Annotated in this window: 13 protein-coding genes; 10 read left to right on the forward strand and 3 right to left on the reverse strand. The window is 51.4% G+C overall.

What is annotated here, in order from left to right; genetic code table 11:
* Window positions 1-27: 27 nt before the first annotated feature.
* Both E3U44_RS15740 and E3U44_RS15745 read right to left on the reverse strand, forming a co-directional pair.
* Complete coding sequence (locus E3U44_RS15740) at window positions 28-996, reverse strand: acetoin utilization protein AcuC (protein WP_134359057.1); 969 nt, start codon at window positions 994-996, stop codon at window positions 28-30.
* Window positions 997-1,037: 41 nt separating this feature from the next.
* The gene (locus tag E3U44_RS15745) at window positions 1,038-1,328 is read right to left on the reverse strand and encodes a hypothetical protein (protein WP_134359058.1); all 291 of its coding nucleotides are present in this window, start codon (window positions 1,326-1,328) and stop codon (window positions 1,038-1,040) included.
* Window positions 1,329-2,253: 925 nt separating this feature from the next.
* Between E3U44_RS15745 and E3U44_RS15750 the strand changes: the two genes are divergently transcribed.
* From E3U44_RS15750 to E3U44_RS15770, 5 genes are all read left to right on the forward strand, one after another.
* Entirely contained in the window at window positions 2,254-2,535 is a 282-nt protein-coding gene (locus E3U44_RS15750; protein ID WP_134359059.1) for a hypothetical protein, read from the forward strand.
* Window positions 2,532-4,202 carry a hypothetical protein gene (locus E3U44_RS15755; protein ID WP_134359060.1) on the forward strand — a complete coding sequence of 557 codons (1,671 nt, stop codon included), beginning with the start codon at window positions 2,532-2,534 and terminating at the stop codon, window positions 4,200-4,202. Before E3U44_RS15750 ends, E3U44_RS15755 begins: the two co-directional genes overlap by 4 nt.
* A gap of 174 nt (window positions 4,203-4,376) precedes the next feature.
* The gene (locus tag E3U44_RS15760; protein WP_134359061.1) at window positions 4,377-5,654 is read left to right on the forward strand and encodes an alpha/beta fold hydrolase; all 1,278 of its coding nucleotides are present in this window, start codon (window positions 4,377-4,379) and stop codon (window positions 5,652-5,654) included.
* Window positions 5,655-5,670: 16 nt separating this feature from the next.
* Window positions 5,671-6,426 (forward strand): MlaA family lipoprotein, encoded by a 756-nt coding sequence (locus E3U44_RS15765; protein ID WP_134359062.1) that lies wholly within the window; start codon window positions 5,671-5,673, stop codon window positions 6,424-6,426.
* Window positions 6,427-6,502: 76 nt separating this feature from the next.
* Window positions 6,503-7,591 (forward strand): glycosyltransferase family 2 protein, encoded by a 1,089-nt coding sequence (locus tag E3U44_RS15770; RefSeq protein WP_166805103.1) that lies wholly within the window; start codon window positions 6,503-6,505, stop codon window positions 7,589-7,591.
* Between the two features lie 75 nt (window positions 7,592-7,666).
* Here E3U44_RS15770 and E3U44_RS15775 read toward each other — a convergent pair whose 3' ends face one another.
* Window positions 7,667-9,067, reverse strand: coding sequence for a high affinity choline transporter 1 (locus E3U44_RS15775; RefSeq protein ID WP_206054813.1), 1,401 nt, complete (start codon window positions 9,065-9,067; stop codon window positions 7,667-7,669).
* 88 nt (window positions 9,068-9,155) lie between these two features.
* On the opposite strand from E3U44_RS15775, the gene E3U44_RS15780 reads away from it, so the two are divergent.
* The 5 genes from E3U44_RS15780 to E3U44_RS15800 all read left to right on the forward strand — a co-directional run bounded on the left by E3U44_RS15780 (window position 9,156) and on the right by E3U44_RS15800 (window position 17,404).
* The gene (locus tag E3U44_RS15780; protein WP_240761575.1) at window positions 9,156-10,007 is read left to right on the forward strand and encodes an NAD-dependent protein deacetylase; all 852 of its coding nucleotides are present in this window, start codon (window positions 9,156-9,158) and stop codon (window positions 10,005-10,007) included.
* Between the two features lie 97 nt (window positions 10,008-10,104).
* Window positions 10,105-10,575 carry a VOC family protein gene (locus E3U44_RS15785; RefSeq protein WP_134359064.1) on the forward strand — a complete coding sequence of 157 codons (471 nt, stop codon included), beginning with the start codon at window positions 10,105-10,107 and terminating at the stop codon, window positions 10,573-10,575.
* A 438-nt stretch (window positions 10,576-11,013) separates the two neighbouring features.
* A complete protein-coding gene (locus E3U44_RS15790) occupies window positions 11,014-11,859 on the forward strand; it encodes an ATPase (RefSeq protein WP_134359065.1) in 846 nt (281 codons plus the stop codon).
* Window positions 11,860-11,896: 37 nt separating this feature from the next.
* On the forward strand, window positions 11,897-12,973 hold the full coding sequence (metA, locus tag E3U44_RS15795) for a homoserine O-succinyltransferase MetA (protein ID WP_134359066.1): 1,077 nt from the start codon (window positions 11,897-11,899) through the stop codon (window positions 12,971-12,973).
* Between the two features lie 381 nt (window positions 12,974-13,354).
* Window positions 13,355-17,404 carry a chemotaxis protein CheB gene (locus E3U44_RS15800; protein WP_134359067.1) on the forward strand — a complete coding sequence of 1,350 codons (4,050 nt, stop codon included), beginning with the start codon at window positions 13,355-13,357 and terminating at the stop codon, window positions 17,402-17,404.
* Window positions 17,405-17,624 lie beyond the last annotated feature (220 nt).

The following is a 17,624-nucleotide window of genomic DNA, read 5'->3' on the forward strand; positions in this document are numbered from 1 at the left end:
TCAGTGAATATCCTATTTTTTAGCGATCTAAGCAACGGACGAGCCACTCTCTGCGGCCACAAAGGCTTGAACCACAGCACACCACGCTTTCGCAAGATTATCTAGGTTATAACCCCCTCCACCTAAACCAAGAATGCGCCCTGCACAATATTTCTCTGCAATGGCGCATAAACTTTTTGCAGCATGGGCATGGGCTTCTCGGCTATACCCCAGGTGGGTAATCGGGTCAGCAGCCAGACTATCTGCACCGCACTGAAACAAAATAAATTCCGGCCGACCCTGCTGCAGAAATGCTTCCGCCTGTTCCCAGGACTCTAAAAATTGCCTATCTGTAGCCCTGGGCGGCATAGGAAGGTTTAGCTTAGTGCCCACAGCAGAGCCTATACCCGTTTCATCGGCGGACCCGGTCCCCGGATAAAGATAACGCCCATCCTCATGGAGATCGACAATAATGACATTGGGATCTTCCTCAAAACCGTAAAACACCCCGTCCCCGTGATGGGCATCAATATCCACATACCCTATCCGCTGCACTCCGTACTGCCGCCGTAATGCTTCAATGGCCACGCCACAGTCATTAAAAACACAAAAGCCAGCGGCAGCATTACGCCGAGCATGATGCAACCCGGCAATAGGTATAAAAGCTCGGCGGCAAGACCCAGTGATAATGGCCTCCACAGCTTTTAGCACGGTCCCCACAACCGCAGCGGCAGCCTCATAAACACCTGGGAAAGCAGGGGTATCACCATAATCCAGGCAACCTCCACCCGCCAGGGAGAGGCGTTTAACTCTTTCGACATAGGCAGGGGTATGAAACCATTCAATACTTTCTTGGGTAGCCATAACCGGCTCCCCTATCACCACTTCTCCATCAAGCCCCTGACGATGAAATTCATCGACAAAAGCACCTTGCCGAAGGGGACCAAAAGGGTGCCCTCCACCAAAATTATAGCGCTGCAGTAATTCCCCAATATAAACACAAACCTCTTTATCCATCAGGCACCACTCGAAATTTAGAAATTCATCTTTAAGAAAACTTATCTTACCCGACCAAAAAGAGAATCAATCCGCCGTCCAATATCATCAAAGATCGCTAGAAACCCCGCCCGGAAATCTTCATCCAGCCACGACTCGGCCTTCTCGAGCCGAGCTTTTTCCAGTCGTTCCTCGGCATACCGGCGCCGCTGTCTGATAGCTTCCAATTGAGGGCGGAGATCTTCTTTAAGCTTTTGATTACCCTTTTCTATCTCCATCTCCAATTGACCCATTTCCTGATTAAACTTTATCAGCCTACTTGCTAAGTTTTGGATCTCTTCTTCCATATTCATAATCCCTTTCTCCTCTCATCCCAACGGAAAACGCCTATCTATAACAATAGCTTAGATTCTATGTTTAATAAACGAAAGCAAAGCATCAGTTTCTATAATCCTCACCAAGGAGCATAAAAAAATATAGTGCAAAAAATCATTTTCTCTGCTAGAGAATTAAAGTAAGGTATCTTCTAAGTGATAGGAAGTTTATTCGAATTATCTTCTATAACTTTTTGTTTTATATAGATTTGATTTATTTGCCCTGGTTGATCTGGCTATTTTTAAACAATGAAAATGGGGGAATGGAGCCAAGTTGGGCCATCTATAATGGTTCCCATTTAGATAGAGCCTATTGAACTCGGGGTCAGCGTGACCGGACCGTCGGCGGCAGGGGTAAGCTGGGACCATGGGTCCACTGGACCCACGCAGATGGGTGAACGCCCGCCCCAGGAAGGGACAGGCTGGACTTGCAGGAAAGCCTGGCGTGGCAAGCCGATCGAGCTTCCAGGAATGGGTTGACAGCGTGTCTGATCACCTCTGACCCAAGCGTCTTAGGTCTCATTTAAACAAGAAATGCTATAAATGAGATGGGTTTACCTCTCTAGTGAGGGAAAGCAGATGACCTTCATTATAGATATCTTTTTCGCTTTTGGAATCTTCCTTGCCAAATCCTGGGTTATTGTTGCTCACCTCCCCATTAAGCTAGCTTTGGAGACGATCACGCGGATACCAACGTCCCCTTCGTATGCCAAGAAGAGAGATCCTGATATCAAAGCTTGGGGAAATGGGAAAAAAAGAAACTGGTGACTGGTTCAAGGGCGTATCCCTTACGCCATAAATGACAATCTATGTTGAGTCGTCGCCTAACTAATTCTCTAAGTTCGTCCTGAACTTTTCGAATGAGTTGGTTGGCTCAACCAGCCTCAGCCCTTTGGGGCTACGTTTGAGTCGGCATCTACAGTATGTGCGTGGCGGTTCAAGCGCACTTAAAGGGAAACGGGTACCCTATGAAAGGGAAGGTAAGCTTGGAGTTCTAGTCTTTCACCGGCCCTATCGGGCCGAGGCGTTCATCAGTTATTTAAAGACTCAAGCGCCTTCCCTACGTTTGGATTGGTTCCATATTGGACTAAACCGTTTTCGCGTCGTCTTGCTCTACCGGGATCGGACAGAGCTCAGCAAGGGTAAGCAGTTACTGCAAAACTTTGGGGTCAGTCTGAGCAGATGAACCTAGCCCTAATCCCTCTACTCTTTGGTGCGCTGATGGTTACCGCCTACACCTTAATCCCTCATGTTGGGAAGCAAGGGACGACTCCTGAGCTGACTCAATGGGTAGATACAGAATTGGTCCCCTACGTGGCAAGGCACCTTAGCCAACACCCCAAATTCAAGAACCAATCTTTTCTGGTGGTGAGCATAAAAGGGGACGATATTCAGCCAGAGATTGATGACCTCACCCGCTATGTCCGGGATCGGATGATGGGGGCCTTACTCAACACTCCTGGCGTCAACCCCCTTTGGCGCCCTGCCACTCGTCCTTGGCAGCATCCCCGCCGCCTAGCGGATCTTTCCTGTGGCGAGTTTAGCCAGGCCCGTTACTATATTGGCGTGGATATTCATAGTTCGCCGCTAGATAAAACTGTAGAGGTTTCGGTGCGCGCCTTAGATGTGCACCAAAAACAATGGGTTTCAGGTTTTCATCAATCTTGGCGCGGTCAACTTACCCGGTTGCAACAAGAAGCTTTAAGTCGTCGCCATAAAGACCTATATTTACGAGGACTCCGACCTCTGCCTTTTTCCGCTCACCAGCCTGATCTGTTGGCTTCCTATCTGGCCCATAACCTAAGTTGCCTGCTGCGCCATAGCCAACTCCCAGAAGAAGTGGTGATTTATGCCCCACCTCCACCGAACGAAAACCTGCCTTATTTTCGGACTGCCCTAGACTTGGTCGGCCATTACCTCGGCCGCTTCCACAAGGTACAGGTAGTCAGCGAGCCCCAACAAGCGACGGTTATTTTAGAAAGCCAAGTCTATTCTCTCCACCATAACCTTTACCAAGTCTGGGTAACGCTACGCCATGCCCAAGACCGGCGGTATCTCCCCGGCACCCAGACCAAAGCTTATGTGCACCTCTCACAACCCTCTATTACCCAAAAGCAAACGGCCCCGCCCCCACCGCCATCGACCTTCCCTTCCCCGCCACCTATTCAACCTTTACCTCCCTCAGAGGCAGAAACTCGAGCCATAAAACCTCAACCCCAGCAAGCAACACTTCAAAGGTCTGGGGCTTTGATTGACAGGATTCATCTTAGCTCTATTCCAAACTGGGTTGAGTGTGTGACCCAAAGCCGCTGGTTCGGGAAAAGATGGGTAGGGCTGCTCGGAGACGTTTTTGCTAAAACGCCTTGCCTCCTGGTGGAAGTAGCGGTCAATCATCCTGCTCGTCTTTTACTGGTCGGGCAAAATAGCCGAGGGCAATTAAGGTGGATGATTCCCCCTCCTTGCAAAGCCCTCCATCCCGTTGGTGTCCGCCTAAAAAGAGGGGAAATGTATCGCTCCCCCCTGCCTATAGAAAAAATACAGTTTTTAGAACTTGCCAAGATGACAGGACAGAGTTGGATTTATGCCATTGCGATCGCAGAGCAGACCAGTGGTAAGCGACTGGATGATCAATGGATTCATGTCAGGCCAATGGTGGAAAAGAAATCCCTTCATGAGTCGCGCCAATATGCCAGCCTTGTTGCCAACCAGTTGGGACTGTGCAAAAACCAGTGGCTTAGCCGCCTCTCCCCTTCTTCCTGGCTAGAACGCCTAGAAGCTTTAACCGCAGAAAGTGGCCGGCGCGTAGAATGGAAAGGAATAAGACTTTGGCATATTCAACATAGCAGACATTAAGTTTATTGTAATAGCCTACAGCTAGCGCAAGCACGCTAATGAACAGGTAAAAAAAGTTGCAGCGACGCTCCGACCCCGTTATGGTTTGAAAATGACGCTATACTGACACCCTTTCGAGCTACCGTTATTCTTTACTTATTAACTATCTGCACAGACCAAACACCTATGAGATATATGAGAGACTGGATTATTACCCTTCTAATTTTTCTTTTTGCTCCCTACTCCATTCCCTATGCCGATACAGAAACCTATGGCTATCCAATCAGCAACCCTTATGAGGCCACTATAATTGGCACGCCTGGTCCATTACAAGCAGATCTCCCGGATAAAATCAATATCCAGCCCTTAGAACTCATCGTTTTCGAGGATCGGGAAATTCCAGAGATTCTTTGGTACACCAAAGGGTTAGAGTACTCACTGGCCTCTCAAGAACAGCCAGCTCCCCTCGTTTTTGCTATCTCCGGGACCGGCTCTAGCGCCAATGCTCCCGGCATGCAAATTTTACAGAAAGCTTTATTCCAAGCTGGTTTTCATGTGCTCTCATTACCCTCTCCTACCCATCCCGATTTTGTTACCTCAGCTTCGACCAACGCGGTACCTGGCCATATTGTTAAAGACTCCGCAGATTTGTACCGGGTCATGCAACTTGCCTGGAATCAGGTAAGAGACGATATTGAAGTCACCGATTTTTATCTCACAGGCTATAGCTTAGGAGGGGCTCAGGCCGCATTTGTGTCTCGATTAGATGATAAAAAGCAGATTTTTAATTTTAAAAAGGTCCTAATGATTAACCCTCCAGTCAACTTATATAATTCTGTCTCTATTCTAGATAAGCTACTGGCCAATAATATTCCTGGAGGAATGGACAACCTGAATGATTTTATCAACAGAGTGATAGATCGGTTTACTGAAATCTATAGGACTGAGCAGCAAGTAGAATTCAATGATGAATTTCTCTATAAAGCTTATCAGAAGTACCAACCTAGCAAAGAAACCTTAGCCGCTGTCATTGGGTTGTCTTTTCGCTGGGCGGCGGCCAACATGATATTTGTCTCTGACGTCATCACCAATTCTGGCTATGTCAAACCCAAAAACTTAAAACTTTCACTCACCGACTCTCTCACTAATTATTTCAAGGTCAGTCTCCGCATCGGTTTCCTTGATTATTTCAATGAATATCTTTTCCCTTTCTTTGAAGCACGTTATCCCGACCTAACACGAAAACAACTTACCCATAGCCTCAGCCTTAAGAGCATTGAAGAATATCTCAGAGAAAGCGACACAATTGCTATGGTCACCAACGAAGACGATCCCATTCTTGCTCCAGGTGAACTCGAGTATCTGCGAGAAGTATTCCAATCCCGGGCCAAGATCTATCCCCGAGGGGGCCATCTGGGAAATATGGCTTATAAGGATAATGTGGCTTATATGGTGAATTTCTTTTTAAACTAACCAAGGATAAATCTCAATGATGCGGCGCTCTACACTAATAAAAATAGTATTTGTTCTGCTGCTGGGTATCATTTTTCAGGGATGTGCATCTCAACCCCGCCAAGAAAAGATTATACCTCCTGAATATTCACTAAGCGAAATCCCAGAATCAAAAGAACTTCCCATACTCGATATTTACGATCCCCTAGAGCCTTTTAACCGGGCGGTATACTTATTCAATTACCAATTTGACAAGTATATTTTCCTGCCTGTGGTCAACACTTATGAGTTTATAACACCGGATCTTATTGAAAAGGGTATTTCAAATTTCTTTTCCAATATTGGAGAAATCAGCAATTTTACCAATACGCTACTGCAGTTAAAATTCTTAAGAGCTTTAAAGACCGCAACTCGTTTTGTAGTGAACTCCACTGTAGGTATCGCCGGCATCTGGGATCCTGCCACTCGCCTGGGATTTTTTCAGCACCGAGAAGATTTCGGCCAAACGCTCGGTTATTATGGTTTAGGATCAGGACCATACCTCGTACTTCCTATTGTCGGGCCTTCTAATTTACGCGATACCACCGGCTTATTCGCCGATTCGCTGGTTTTTAATACCATTGCTTTTGACCTTTGGGAGATTAGTGAATTTCAACCACCCTTTTATTTTGTACGGACAATCGATCAACGTCATCGCGCCAGCTTCCGCTACTACGAGACGGGTTCACCGTTTGAATATGATCTCATCCGCCTTTTATATCTAAAAGTAAGGGAAGCTGAGATTTCCAAGTAATTAAAAGTAGATCGTTACTAAAGTGCTATACCTCGCTGTACTGTTATTTGCTTTTTACCTCTGGCAGCTCTTTACCTTGCTCAGTGGACAACGCCAGTTATATCAACTTCCCCCTGAGCCCCAAGCCCCTCACCAGGGTTGGCCTAAAGTATCCGTTATTATCTCCGCAAGAGATGAAGAAGCAGAAATCGAGCAGGCTCTGCAGTCAGTTTTAGAAATGGACTATCCAAATTTTGAAATTATTGTGGTCAATGATCGCTCACGAGATCGCACTGGTATTATTCTGAACCAAATTAAAGAACGATATCCCCTATTACAAATCGTCACAATTGAGCAATTGCCAGATCAATGGCTAGGGAAAAATTATGCATTACATACTGGCGCCGCAATAGCCAGCGGCGAGCTTTTGTTATTTACGGATGCCGATATTCATTTTTCCACCTCTGCGCTGAAGAAAGCGGTAGGCGTATTGGAAAAACACAACCTTGATCATTTAACTTTAGCTCCTAGAGTCTATTCGCCCAGTTCTTTGGTAAATCTGCTAGTCGCTCTTTTTGCTAAAAGCCTTTCTTTACATGCCAAACCGTGGCTCGCCCGTAATCCCAATTCCTCCCATTTTATTGGATTTGGAGCCTTCAACTTGGTACGTCGTTCCGTTTATGAGCAGATCGGAGGGCACAGTAAAATTCCACTCCGCCCTGATGACGACATGATGTTCGGAAAGCTCATTAAACAAAGCGGCTATCGGCAGGATTGTTGGTCTGCCTTTGATGATTTGCGCCTGGCTTGGTATCCATCGTTCAAGGCCTTTATGCAAGGCCTGGAGAAAAATATTCTAGCTGGCGTAGATTATCAAGCAGGAAAGCTATTTTTGGGTTTATTATTTATTACCACCCTGGGCTTGTTGCCTTGGGGCATTTTGCTTGTAGGGGATTCGATTGCAAAATGTATTGCACTGGCCACGATCGGAGCTTCCATGTGGGGGTTTGGCCTCTTCTTTAGGGCCGCCAGTTGCCCTTTCTATCAGGTCCTGTTTGAACCGGTAATCCTCTTGCTCTATGTTTTTACACTGGCACGGTCAGCATTTCTCACTCTTGTTCGCGGCGGCATTTACTGGCGCGATACTTTCTATCCGCTTAGCCTGTTGCGAAAGAATAAGGTTTGAACGGCTATTGCCAGGACATCTCAAATCAATACCTGCAAATTGGTCAAGCATGGCTAGGTAAAACCGGTCAAGATATTAAGTCTCCTGACGGGTAGCTTGCCATTTGCCAATTGGAATCTTTTCCAGAGCAGCGACTCCCAGATAAGCCAAAGCCGCCCCTGCTAGGGAGAGCAAATAAGGCGTCGTCCAACCCGCAAAATACTCGCCCACAAACCACAAGACAGAGCCAGCAATAAGGGCTGCCAAGGCACTGGGGGTGCCTCCAATTCGGGTAAATAGACCCAATACGCCTACTACAAATACCCCAGCGGTACCGAAAGCTACGGCGGTCTCGATAAGTTCGTAGACCCCATTGGCCCGTATTGCCAACACATAAGCCAGTATCCCCAGCAGTACCACACAGAGACGAGCAGAACGGATTTTGGCCCGTTCACTCATGCTCCCTCTTAAGGGGACCACAACATTGTGAGAAATCAGCGATGCCGCCGCAAGCAGCGCGCTATCCACTGTGGAAAGGATAGCGGATATCAGTGCCCCCGCGAACAGCACGTAAAAAAGGGTAGGAAGATACTGTTGAGCAAGTTGAGGAATGATCTGCTCGGCATCTTCTAGACCGGGAAGCAGCCCTGGCCCAATAAGTCCAATGAATACGGGAATACAACCTATGGCTAAGTAGAGGGTCCCACCCAGTACCGAAGCCAAGCGAGCAGTCTCGGCGGAGTGGGCGGCTAGAATACGGGCGATGACTTCTGCCGCTAAGGTGGCACCGCAGATGGGTATGGCCCATGCCTCCACCACCTCAAGGAAAGACTTTTCCAAAGCACCGAAGAGCTGCAGCCTTTCTGGCTCAACTAGGGCAAGTGCAGGTTCTACCCCACCGGCAGCATTCAAAACAGCAAAAAAGAGAAGCCCCAAACCCAGCATGAGTGCTAGCCCCTGGACCAGATCGGTGACTGCAGTGGCTAATAGCCCACCGGCTACGGTATAAATAATCACGAATGCCGCTGCTGCAGTAATGGCCACCGTCACATCAAGATCAGAGATAGTGCTCACCACCTGCCCGAAGGCACGGATTTGTGCGGCGGCCCAAAGCGTAGAGCTTGGCACCACCAATAATACAAAAAATTTCTCTACTCCCGATGAATAGCGCTGCCGAAAAAAATCCCCAAAAGTAGTATAGCGCCGCCGCCAGAGGGGAACAGCAAACACCAAGCCCAACAGAATTAGGCAAATGGCGTACCCAAAAGGATCGCCCGAACCGCCTGACAGTCCATTCTCATAAATATTACCGGCGGCACCGACTACCGTCTCCGCGCCAAACCAAGTTGCAAATACGGTAAAGGCAGTGAGTCCCACGCCCAAACGCCGCCCAGCGAGCAAATAATCATCCTCACTCTTATTTCTCCGTGACACCCACACGCCAATTGCAAATTGAATGACCATATAAGCCATGACGCCGAGCAGTACCACATCCACCAAAGCTCTCTCCTAAAACATCTTGGTTTAGCCAGTCCAAAGGCCACCAAAAGCTACAAAATAATAGCAAATAAAGTAAAATTCTCGTATGTTAACTTTTTCCCCTATCATTCCCCCTCCACCAATGGATGAGCTGGTCAATTTTGTTGCCCAGCGTAAACGCCTATTCGTTCTCACTGGAGCAGGTTGCAGTACCGAATCAGGGATTCCCGATTATCGGGATGCCGAGGGGGAATGGAAGCATAAGCGGCCGCTGCAATATCAGGATTTTATCCGCAGTAAAAATGTCCGAAAGCGTTACTGGGCACGCAGTTTATTGGGCTGGCAACGCATTGCCCTGGCCCAACCCAACCCGGCCCACATTGCGCTCGCTTGCCTGGAAAGGGCGGGTTGGATCGACCAACTCGTCACTCAAAATGTGGATGGTTTGCATCAGAAGGCGGGCAACCGGCGAGTCCTGGATCTCCATGGCCGGCTCGATACCGTGGAATGTCTCGATTGCCCATGGCAGTGGCCCCGAGAGACTTTCCAACAGAGACTTGAGGAGAGAAATCCAGATTTTAAAAACTTTTCAGCGGCAACTGCCCCCGATGGGGATGCCCTCTTGGAAGACATTGACTTTAGCCAATTCCAGATCCCTCCCTGTGAGCAGTGTGCTGGCATCCTAAAGCCTAGTGTGACTTTCTTTGGAGAAGGCGTTCCCCCCCAAAAGGTCAAACAGGCCTATGCTTATCTAGAGGATGCCGATGGGCTACTGGTCGTGGGCTCCTCTTTGATGGTGTACTCCGGCTATCGTTTTTGCCGCGCCGCCTGGGAACAACGCAAACCCATCACAGCAATCAACCTAGGCCGCACCCGCGCTGATGATAAATTCTTTCTCAAAATAGCCGCCCCTTGTAGCCAAGTATTACCCGCCCTCGTTACCCAGCTAGGTATTTAGCACTCTCCAAAAATTAACGGCCTGAGCCAGAGGACATATAATTAAGGGTAGGTGTATCTAAACAATGAGCCATTAAGTCAGAGGAGGTAAAGTAGCCATGCCAACGCAAAGCCCCCCAGAAACCAAAGCACGCGCTTTAGGAATCAACCATGTGGCCTTGGAAGTAGATGACGTCAATGCTGCCTTGGATTTTTACAGCCAGATCGTCGAGTTTAGCTTGCGTGGGCGACACGAAAGCATGGCTTTCATCGACTTAGGCGATCAATTTATTGCACTAATGGAAAAACGTACTCAAAGCCCAGATAAACACCGACACTTTGGTTTGGTTGTCGATGACAAAAACACGGTCAAAAAAACCCTTGAAGCACTTAATGTTAAGCTCTTACCCGGTGAATTTCTCGATTTCATCGACCCCTGGGGCAATCGGGTACAAATCGTCCAGTACAGTGATATTCAGTTTACCAAAGCTCCCCATGTATTACGTGGTATGGGCTTCAAACAGCTTGACAAATCTGACGAAGCAGTACAAGCCCTTGCTGACAAAGGAATGGCCCCAGAAAAAATTTAGGCCAATAATTCAATACTCAAGATCAATCTGCAAGTAAATCTTGGAGGCCCAGACTATGGCTGAATATACTGTCGATATTACTTGGCAGGGAATCTCAGCCAGTCGGGAGAATTGATGGATAGCTCATTGCTAACGAAGCAAATTATTTTAATCTATTTAACTTTTTGATTTCTTTGTGCTCTTAGTGCCTTTGTGGTGATCTCATGAATTATCCAGATTAGGGGTTTGCCGGAAACGCTCACACTTATTCCGGCCTACTGGAGAACTGCAAAAGGCTCAAAAAACCCAAGGGGGCTACCCATAATCTTGGGGCCAGAAGATAGGCCGGAATAAGGCCTTAGGACCGTTTCCGGCGGGCGGGGTTTGCTGGAGAGACAATCGATTTTCATACTCCATAGAGTACAATACACCTACTCCATTAGCAGCCCAAAATTTAATATGAAACTTAGCGTTAAAGAATTCCAAGCCTGGGAAAATAAATGCATTACCCTTCTCGGAATGTCAGGCGTGGGCAAGACACGCCTGGCTTATATACTGCGTAAGCATAATTGGTTTCACTACTCTGGGGATTACCGTATTGGTACCCGCTACCTGGATGAGGCCATTCTGGACAATATCAAGCAACAGGCCATGCAGATTCCCTTTCTACGCGATCTGCTACGCTCTGATTCTATTTACATTTGCAACAACATTAATGTCGATAACCTAAAGCCGGTATCCAGCTTTCTCGGCAAACTTGGCAATCCAGAACAAGGAGGATTAGGTCTAAAGGAATTCAAACGCCGACAGGAGCTGCATCGGCAGGCAGAAATTGCGGCCATGAAGGATGTGCCGGAGTTCATTCGCAAAGCCCGAGAAATCTACGGCTACCAGCACTTTGTCAACGATGCGGGCGGGAGTATTTCTGAGCTCGATGATCCCGAGGTACTTCAGATCCTCGATCAACACACCCTCATCCTCTATATCAAGGCCACCGAAAAAGACGAACAGGCACTTATTCAGCGGGCAGAAAAAGGCCCAAAGCCCCTCTATTACCGAGAGGCTTTCTTGGATGAACAACTTATCCTCTATCAGAAAGAAAAAAACCTGTCCTATGTGGCCTTGATCGATCCCGATGAATTCGTCCGGTGGATGTTCCCTCGGCTCTTTTACTCCCGACTTCCCCGTTACCAGGCCATTGCCGATAAGTACGGGTATACTATTACCACCGATGAACTCTCCCAGGTTCAGGACGAAGCTGATTTTCTAGATTTGCTAGAAACGGTAGTCGGCAGAAAGCCTTAGTATTTTCATACCACCATAGAAAGCGGATAATTTACCCATGCCGTTGGTTGCCAATTCTGACTTACCGGCCTTTGAGCGGCTGAAGCAGGAGGGTGAAACCGTCATCCCGAGGGATGTCGCACTCCATCAAGACATTCGCGAGATGCATATTGGCCTACTTAATATGATGCCTGATGCCGCCCTGGCTGCGACCGAGCGCCAATTCTTTCGGCTGATTGGCGAGAGCAACCAGATTGCTCAATTTTACCTCCACCCCTTTACCCTGAAGGAAATCAAACGGAGTCCCGAAGCTACAGCCTATGTGGAACGATACTACGAAACCTTTGAGCAGCTTCAGACAGAAGGGCTCGATGCCCTAATTATCACGGGCGCCAATGTCACCCAACCCTGCCTTTCACTAGAGCCGTTCTGGGAACCGCTCATTGAAGTCATTGGCTGGGCCTACGAGAATGTGACCTCTACCCTTTGCTCCTGTCTTGCGACCCATGCTGTCCTTGAGTTCCGCTATGGTCAAAAGCGACAACGGTTGCCTGCTAAACGCTGGGGCGTGTATTCTCACCGGGTAGTCGATCGCTCCCATCCCTTAGTGCGGGGAGTTAATACCCGCTTTGATGTCCCCCACTCCCGCTTCAACGAGATTAGCCGCAATCAATTTGAAGCAGCTGGCCTTCATGTTCTGGTGGAAAGTGAACGGGGAGGAGTCCATTTGGCCGTCAGTGAGGACTTGTTCCGTATTGTGTTCTGCCAGGGGCATCCGGAATATGATAGCATCAGTCTGTTGAAAGAATATAAGCGGGAAGTCCTGCGCTTTGCCCAAGGACAGCGGACTCACTACCCTCCTTTCCCCGAAAACTACTTTTCCCTGAAAATCCAGGCCATATTGGAGGAGTATAAAGATCAAATGATTGAAGCCCAGAATAAAGGCTTACCCCTCCCAGAATTGCCAGAGCCGCTCATTATCAATTACTTAGATAACACTTGGCATGATACCGCCGAGGCAGTGATCAACAATTGGATGGGAAATGTCTATCAGATTACCAATAATGACCGTCGACTGCCCTTTATGGAAGACGTTGACCCCAATGATCCACTAGGATTGCGGCGGCCGGTTTAGGGTAAATTATCTTAAAATACGGTACAAAACCGAAACATTATAAGTTTGGTCAAGTGCTTAAGGGATCGAGCACGTGAGCCATGCCGCTGTGATTATAGGCTTATTGCCAAAGAACGCTGGGTCAAGAGCGTTTTCATGGCGAAACGCAAGTAAGGCAGCCCTCGCGCTTGATGCTCCACAAGCTGCGCACCCTCGCTAGGGGGTCGGTCGTCGTGCGTCCATGCACTCCTTCGATGAACACAACGTATGTCCTCGCCCGAGAACTTAGCCATTTTTGTCCTGGCATCAAGCCCGAGTGGATTGTTTATCGCAACGGATAGTGGCCCTGATCCAAAAACTGATTTTACAGCTTTAAACTGCATCTGAACGGGGAGACTCCCGATGACTGACCGAACACTCGATCCACCCTCGTTAACCATTGTCGGCATTGGCGCCTCGGCGGGCGGATTGGCGGCGCTAAAAGCGTTCTTTGCAAGCGTCCCCGAGGACAGTGGGCTTGCCTTTGTGGTGGTGATTCACCTCTCGCCTGAGCATAAAAGCCACCTTGCCGAACTCCTGCAACCCCACATCCAGATGCCCGTCGAGCAGGTGACCGAGACCGTGCCACTGGAAGCTAATCACGTCTACGTCATCCCGCCCGGGCGCAACCTCAGCACCATCGACACCCATCTGCGCCTTACGCAGCTGGAAGAAAAACGGCGCGAGCGGATGCCTATCGACCACTTCTTCCGTACTCTCGCCCGCACCCACAACGGCCACGCCATTGGCGTTATCCTGACCGGCACGGGTGCTGACGGGACCCTCGGTGTCAAGGAGCTCAAGGAAATGGGCGGCCTCACCCTCGTACAGGACCCCCTTGAGGCCGAGTTCGACGGCATGCCCCAAAGCGCCATTGCCACTGGCCTGATTGACCTTATCCTCCCTCTCCGGAAGATCCCCGAGGCCATCCTGCGCTTTGCCCACACTAAGCCGCACGTGGCGATGTCCGAAGAGGGGGAAGAGGTCAAGGCCGAGCAGCGTCAGCTCCTCCAGAAGATCTTCGCCCAGATCCGCGCCCGCACCGGCCGCGACTTCACCTACTATAAACGCTCCACGATCCTGCGGCGCATCAAGCGGCGCATGCAGCTGGCCCATATCGAGGAGCTCGCCGCTTATATAGACTGCCTGCAGACCCAGCCTAATGAGGTGCGGACCCTGGCCGACGACCTCCTTATCACCGTGACCAACTTCTTCCGCGACCCGGAGGTGTTCGAGACGCTGGAGGAGGAAGTCATCCCCCGGCTCTTTGAGGGCAAGGGCCCCGATGGCGATATTCGCCTCTGGTCGGTGGGCTGCGCCACGGGCGAGGAGGCCTACTCGCTGGCGATCCTGCTGGAGGAGGCGGCGGCCCGCTATGAGGCGCAGCAGGGCGTGCGGCCCCGCCTGCAGGTCTTTGCCTCGGACCTGCACGAGCACTCGCTCGAGAAAGCCCGCGATGGGTTCTACCCGGGCGATATCGCCGCAGACGTCAGCCCAGAGCGGCTGCGACGGTTCTTCCATCGGGAGAACGGGGGCTTTCGCGTAAAAAAGGAGGTGCGCGAGCGGGTCATCTTCGCACCGCATAACCTGCTCGGGGACCCGCCGTTTTCCCGGCTCGATCTGATTGCGTGCCGCAATATGCTGATTTACCTGCAGCGGGAGATGCAAAGGGACGTGTTCGAGCTGTTCCACTACGCCCTCAAGCCGGGGGGCTACCTGGTGCTGGGCATGAACGAGACGGTCGACCGTGCCGACCTTTTCCGCCTTAAGAACAAGCGGCATTGTCTTTACCGCAAGCGCAATGTGCCCACGCCCGAACCGCACCTGCCGGTCTTCCCCTTAGCGCGCGCCCAGAAGCTGGTGGCGCCGCCTCGACACGGGGCCGAGGCACCTGTCAATTACAGCGCCGTCTACCAGCACATGGTGGAGCGCTACGGTCCACCGAGCCTGTTGGTGAGCCCGGACGACCAAGTGGTCCAACTCTCCGCACCGGCGAGCCGCTACCTCGCTCAGCCCGGTGGGGAGCCCACGCTGAATGTGTTCAAGTACCTCCGCGAGGAGCTTCAACTCGAGCTGCGGGCGGCGCTCCATAGAGCGCGGGAGAAACGGCAGGTCACGCACACGAAGCCCGTCCCGGTTGCGCTGGGCGACGACACCCCCCACCCCGTCGTCCTCCACGTCCATCCGGCGCTGGAGTTAGCCCAGGAAGGATTCGTCCTCATCCTTTTCGATGAGCGCGCGCCGACGTTCGGCCCCAGCCAGACGCCGTCCGGGGAAGGCGAGGCGAGCGACGCCCGCACGGGCGCGCTTGAGGCGGAACTCGACCTGACGAGGCAGCGCTTGCAGGCCATCATTGAGGAGCATGAGACCAGCCAGGAGGAGATGAAGGCCGCGAACGAGGAGCTGCAAAGCGCCAATGAGGAGCTGCGCTCGACGCTTGAGGAACTGGAGACGAGCAAAGAGGAACTCCAGTCGATGAATGAGGAGCTTCAGACCGTCAACCAGGAGAACCGGCATAAAGTCGAAGAGCTGGGCCAGCTCTCAGGCGACCTCCAGAATCTCATGGCCGCGACCGACATCGCCACGCTCTTCCTGGACCGGGACCTGCGGATTCTCCGGTTCACCCCCAAGGTGAGCGACCTTTTCAACGTGCGCCTGACGGATCGCGGCCGCCCGCTCTCGGACCTGACTCACCGCCTGGGCAGCGGCGATCTCATTGATGACGCCGTGGCGGTGCTACAGCAGCGAACGCAGGTCGAGCGCGAGCTCGAAGATAAAGCCGGCCACTGGTATCTGACACGCGTACTGCCCTACTGGAGCACAGCAGAGCGCATTGAGGGGGTGGTGATCACTTTTGTCGATATCACGAACCACAAGCACGCGGAGCAGGCAATCCGTAAAAGCGAGGAGCGGTTACGGCGGATGATCAATATCGAAGGCCTCGGGGTGATGATTTTCGACCAAAAGGGCACCATCATGGATGCCAACGAGACCTTTCTGCACATGTTCGGCTATAGCCGGGCCGAAGTCGAAGCCAAGGCCCTGACCGGGCGCACCCTGACTCCGGTAGCGTATATTGCTCGCAGTGAGCAGCAGCTTCAGGAGCTGGCGCAGACTGGCCGCATCGGACCTTATGAGAAGGAGTATCTGTGCAAGGACGGCTCGCGCTCATGGATGCTGTTTGTCGGCGCCAGCCTGGGCGATGGCACGGTCATCGAATACTGTATTGATGTGAGTGACCGCAAACGGGCCGAGGCCGCGCTGCAAGAGACCTCCGCGCAACTTCGCCGCCAAACCGCGCAGCTCCAAGAAGAAGATCGCCACAAAAACGAATTTCTTGGCCTGCTCGGACACGAACTGCGCAATCCTCTGGCGATCATCAGCACCACCCTTGAACTGTTGCAGCGCACCACCGTCCCACCGGATGAGTATCATCAGCGGATCGATCGCATCAAGCTTCAGGTAAAGCATCTACTGCGCTTGGTGGATGATCTTTTAAACATCACCCGCATCAGCCGCGGCCAAATCCACCTGAAGAAAGCCCCGCTGAACTGGATCGACAGCATCCTGGAGGCCGTGGATCAGGTCCGCCCCCAAATCGAGGCACACCACCATCGGTTAACACTCAATCTGCCAGAGCGGCCGATCCGGATGGAGGCGGACCAGGAGCGCCTCACTCAAATCGTCGCCAACCTGTTGAGCAATGCCGCTCACTACACTCCGGACGGGGGAGAAATCACCCTGAAGCTCGCGCGGGCCAATGGGGAGGCTCTCCTTCGCGTGCGGGATAATGGCATCGGCATTGCCCTGGAAGACTTGCCGCACCTCTTCGAACCCTTCCACCGCCTGGAAACCAGCACAGAACACTACCGGGGTGGCCTGGGCCTAGGTCTGGCCCTGGCCCGGCAACTGACCGAACTCCACGGCGGCCGCCTGGAGGCCTTCAGCGCCGGACACGGCGAGGGCAGTGAATTCACGGTGCGCCTGCCGGTCTTGCCCGAGGGGCCGTCCGTCGAGCCGGTTCCGCCACCGCCAGACCCCCAGACTGAAGTCCCAGTCCGGCGCATCCTGCTGGTCGAGGATAACCAAGACGCGGCCGAGTCGCTGGCCACGTTGCTTCAAGCCCAGGGCCATGCGGTGCAGATTGCTTCCCGGGGCAGCCAGACGGTCGAGGCCGTGCGGACATTCCATCCGCAGGTGGTGTTGCTGGACATCGGCTTGCCCGATATGAGCGGTTATGATGTGGCTCAGCGACTGCGTCAGGAACCCGGTTTGGAAACACTCCCCCTGGTGGCCCTGACCGGCTATGGTCGGGAAAAGGATCGGCAGCAGGCCCAAGCGGCCGGTTTCGATGGCCATTTGCTCAAGCCCGTGAGCCTGGAAACGCTGCAGGCGCTCCTGCAAGATCTTTAAACTTCACGCTTATCGTTCTGAAGAGAACTCAACCGACCCGTGGGAGGGGCTTGGGTGGTGGCCTTGAATTGACGACGATGCATACCCCCTAAAGGGGTCTTCAATAAGGACGGAAGCGAGGTCAGAACCAAACCGCCAGAGAACATCTTTCATGCGACTAATAGGTACACCTTTACTCGAGCTGATGGTAAACGTAACCTAATGTTGGAACATGGCTTAG

The organism is Nitrosococcus wardiae (assembly GCF_004421105.1).
In the GTDB taxonomy this organism is placed as follows: Bacteria; Pseudomonadota; Gammaproteobacteria; order Nitrosococcales; family Nitrosococcaceae; genus Nitrosococcus; species Nitrosococcus wardiae.

Excerpts from the sequence above, each read along its gene's own strand:
- E3U44_RS15765 (WP_134359062.1), top strand. The coding sequence starts at position 5,671 with ATGATGCGGCGCTCTACACTAATAAAAATAGTATTTGTTCTGCTGCTG.
- E3U44_RS15785 (WP_134359064.1), top strand. The coding sequence starts at position 10,105 with ATGCCAACGCAAAGCCCCCCAGAAACCAAAGCACGCGCTTTAGGAATC.
- E3U44_RS15760 (WP_134359061.1), top strand. The coding sequence starts at position 4,377 with ATGAGAGACTGGATTATTACCCTTCTAATTTTTCTTTTTGCTCCCTAC.
- E3U44_RS15740 (WP_134359057.1), bottom strand. The coding sequence starts at position 996 with ATGGATAAAGAGGTTTGTGTTTATATTGGGGAATTACTGCAGCGCTAT.
- metA (WP_134359066.1), top strand. The coding sequence starts at position 11,897 with ATGCCGTTGGTTGCCAATTCTGACTTACCGGCCTTTGAGCGGCTGAAG.
- E3U44_RS15800 (WP_134359067.1), top strand. The coding sequence starts at position 13,355 with ATGACTGACCGAACACTCGATCCACCCTCGTTAACCATTGTCGGCATT.
- E3U44_RS15790 (WP_134359065.1), top strand. The coding sequence starts at position 11,014 with ATGAAACTTAGCGTTAAAGAATTCCAAGCCTGGGAAAATAAATGCATT.
- E3U44_RS15780 (WP_240761575.1), top strand. The coding sequence starts at position 9,156 with ATGTTAACTTTTTCCCCTATCATTCCCCCTCCACCAATGGATGAGCTG.
- E3U44_RS15745 (WP_134359058.1), bottom strand. The coding sequence starts at position 1,328 with ATGAATATGGAAGAAGAGATCCAAAACTTAGCAAGTAGGCTGATAAAG.
- E3U44_RS15755 (WP_134359060.1), top strand. The coding sequence starts at position 2,532 with ATGAACCTAGCCCTAATCCCTCTACTCTTTGGTGCGCTGATGGTTACC.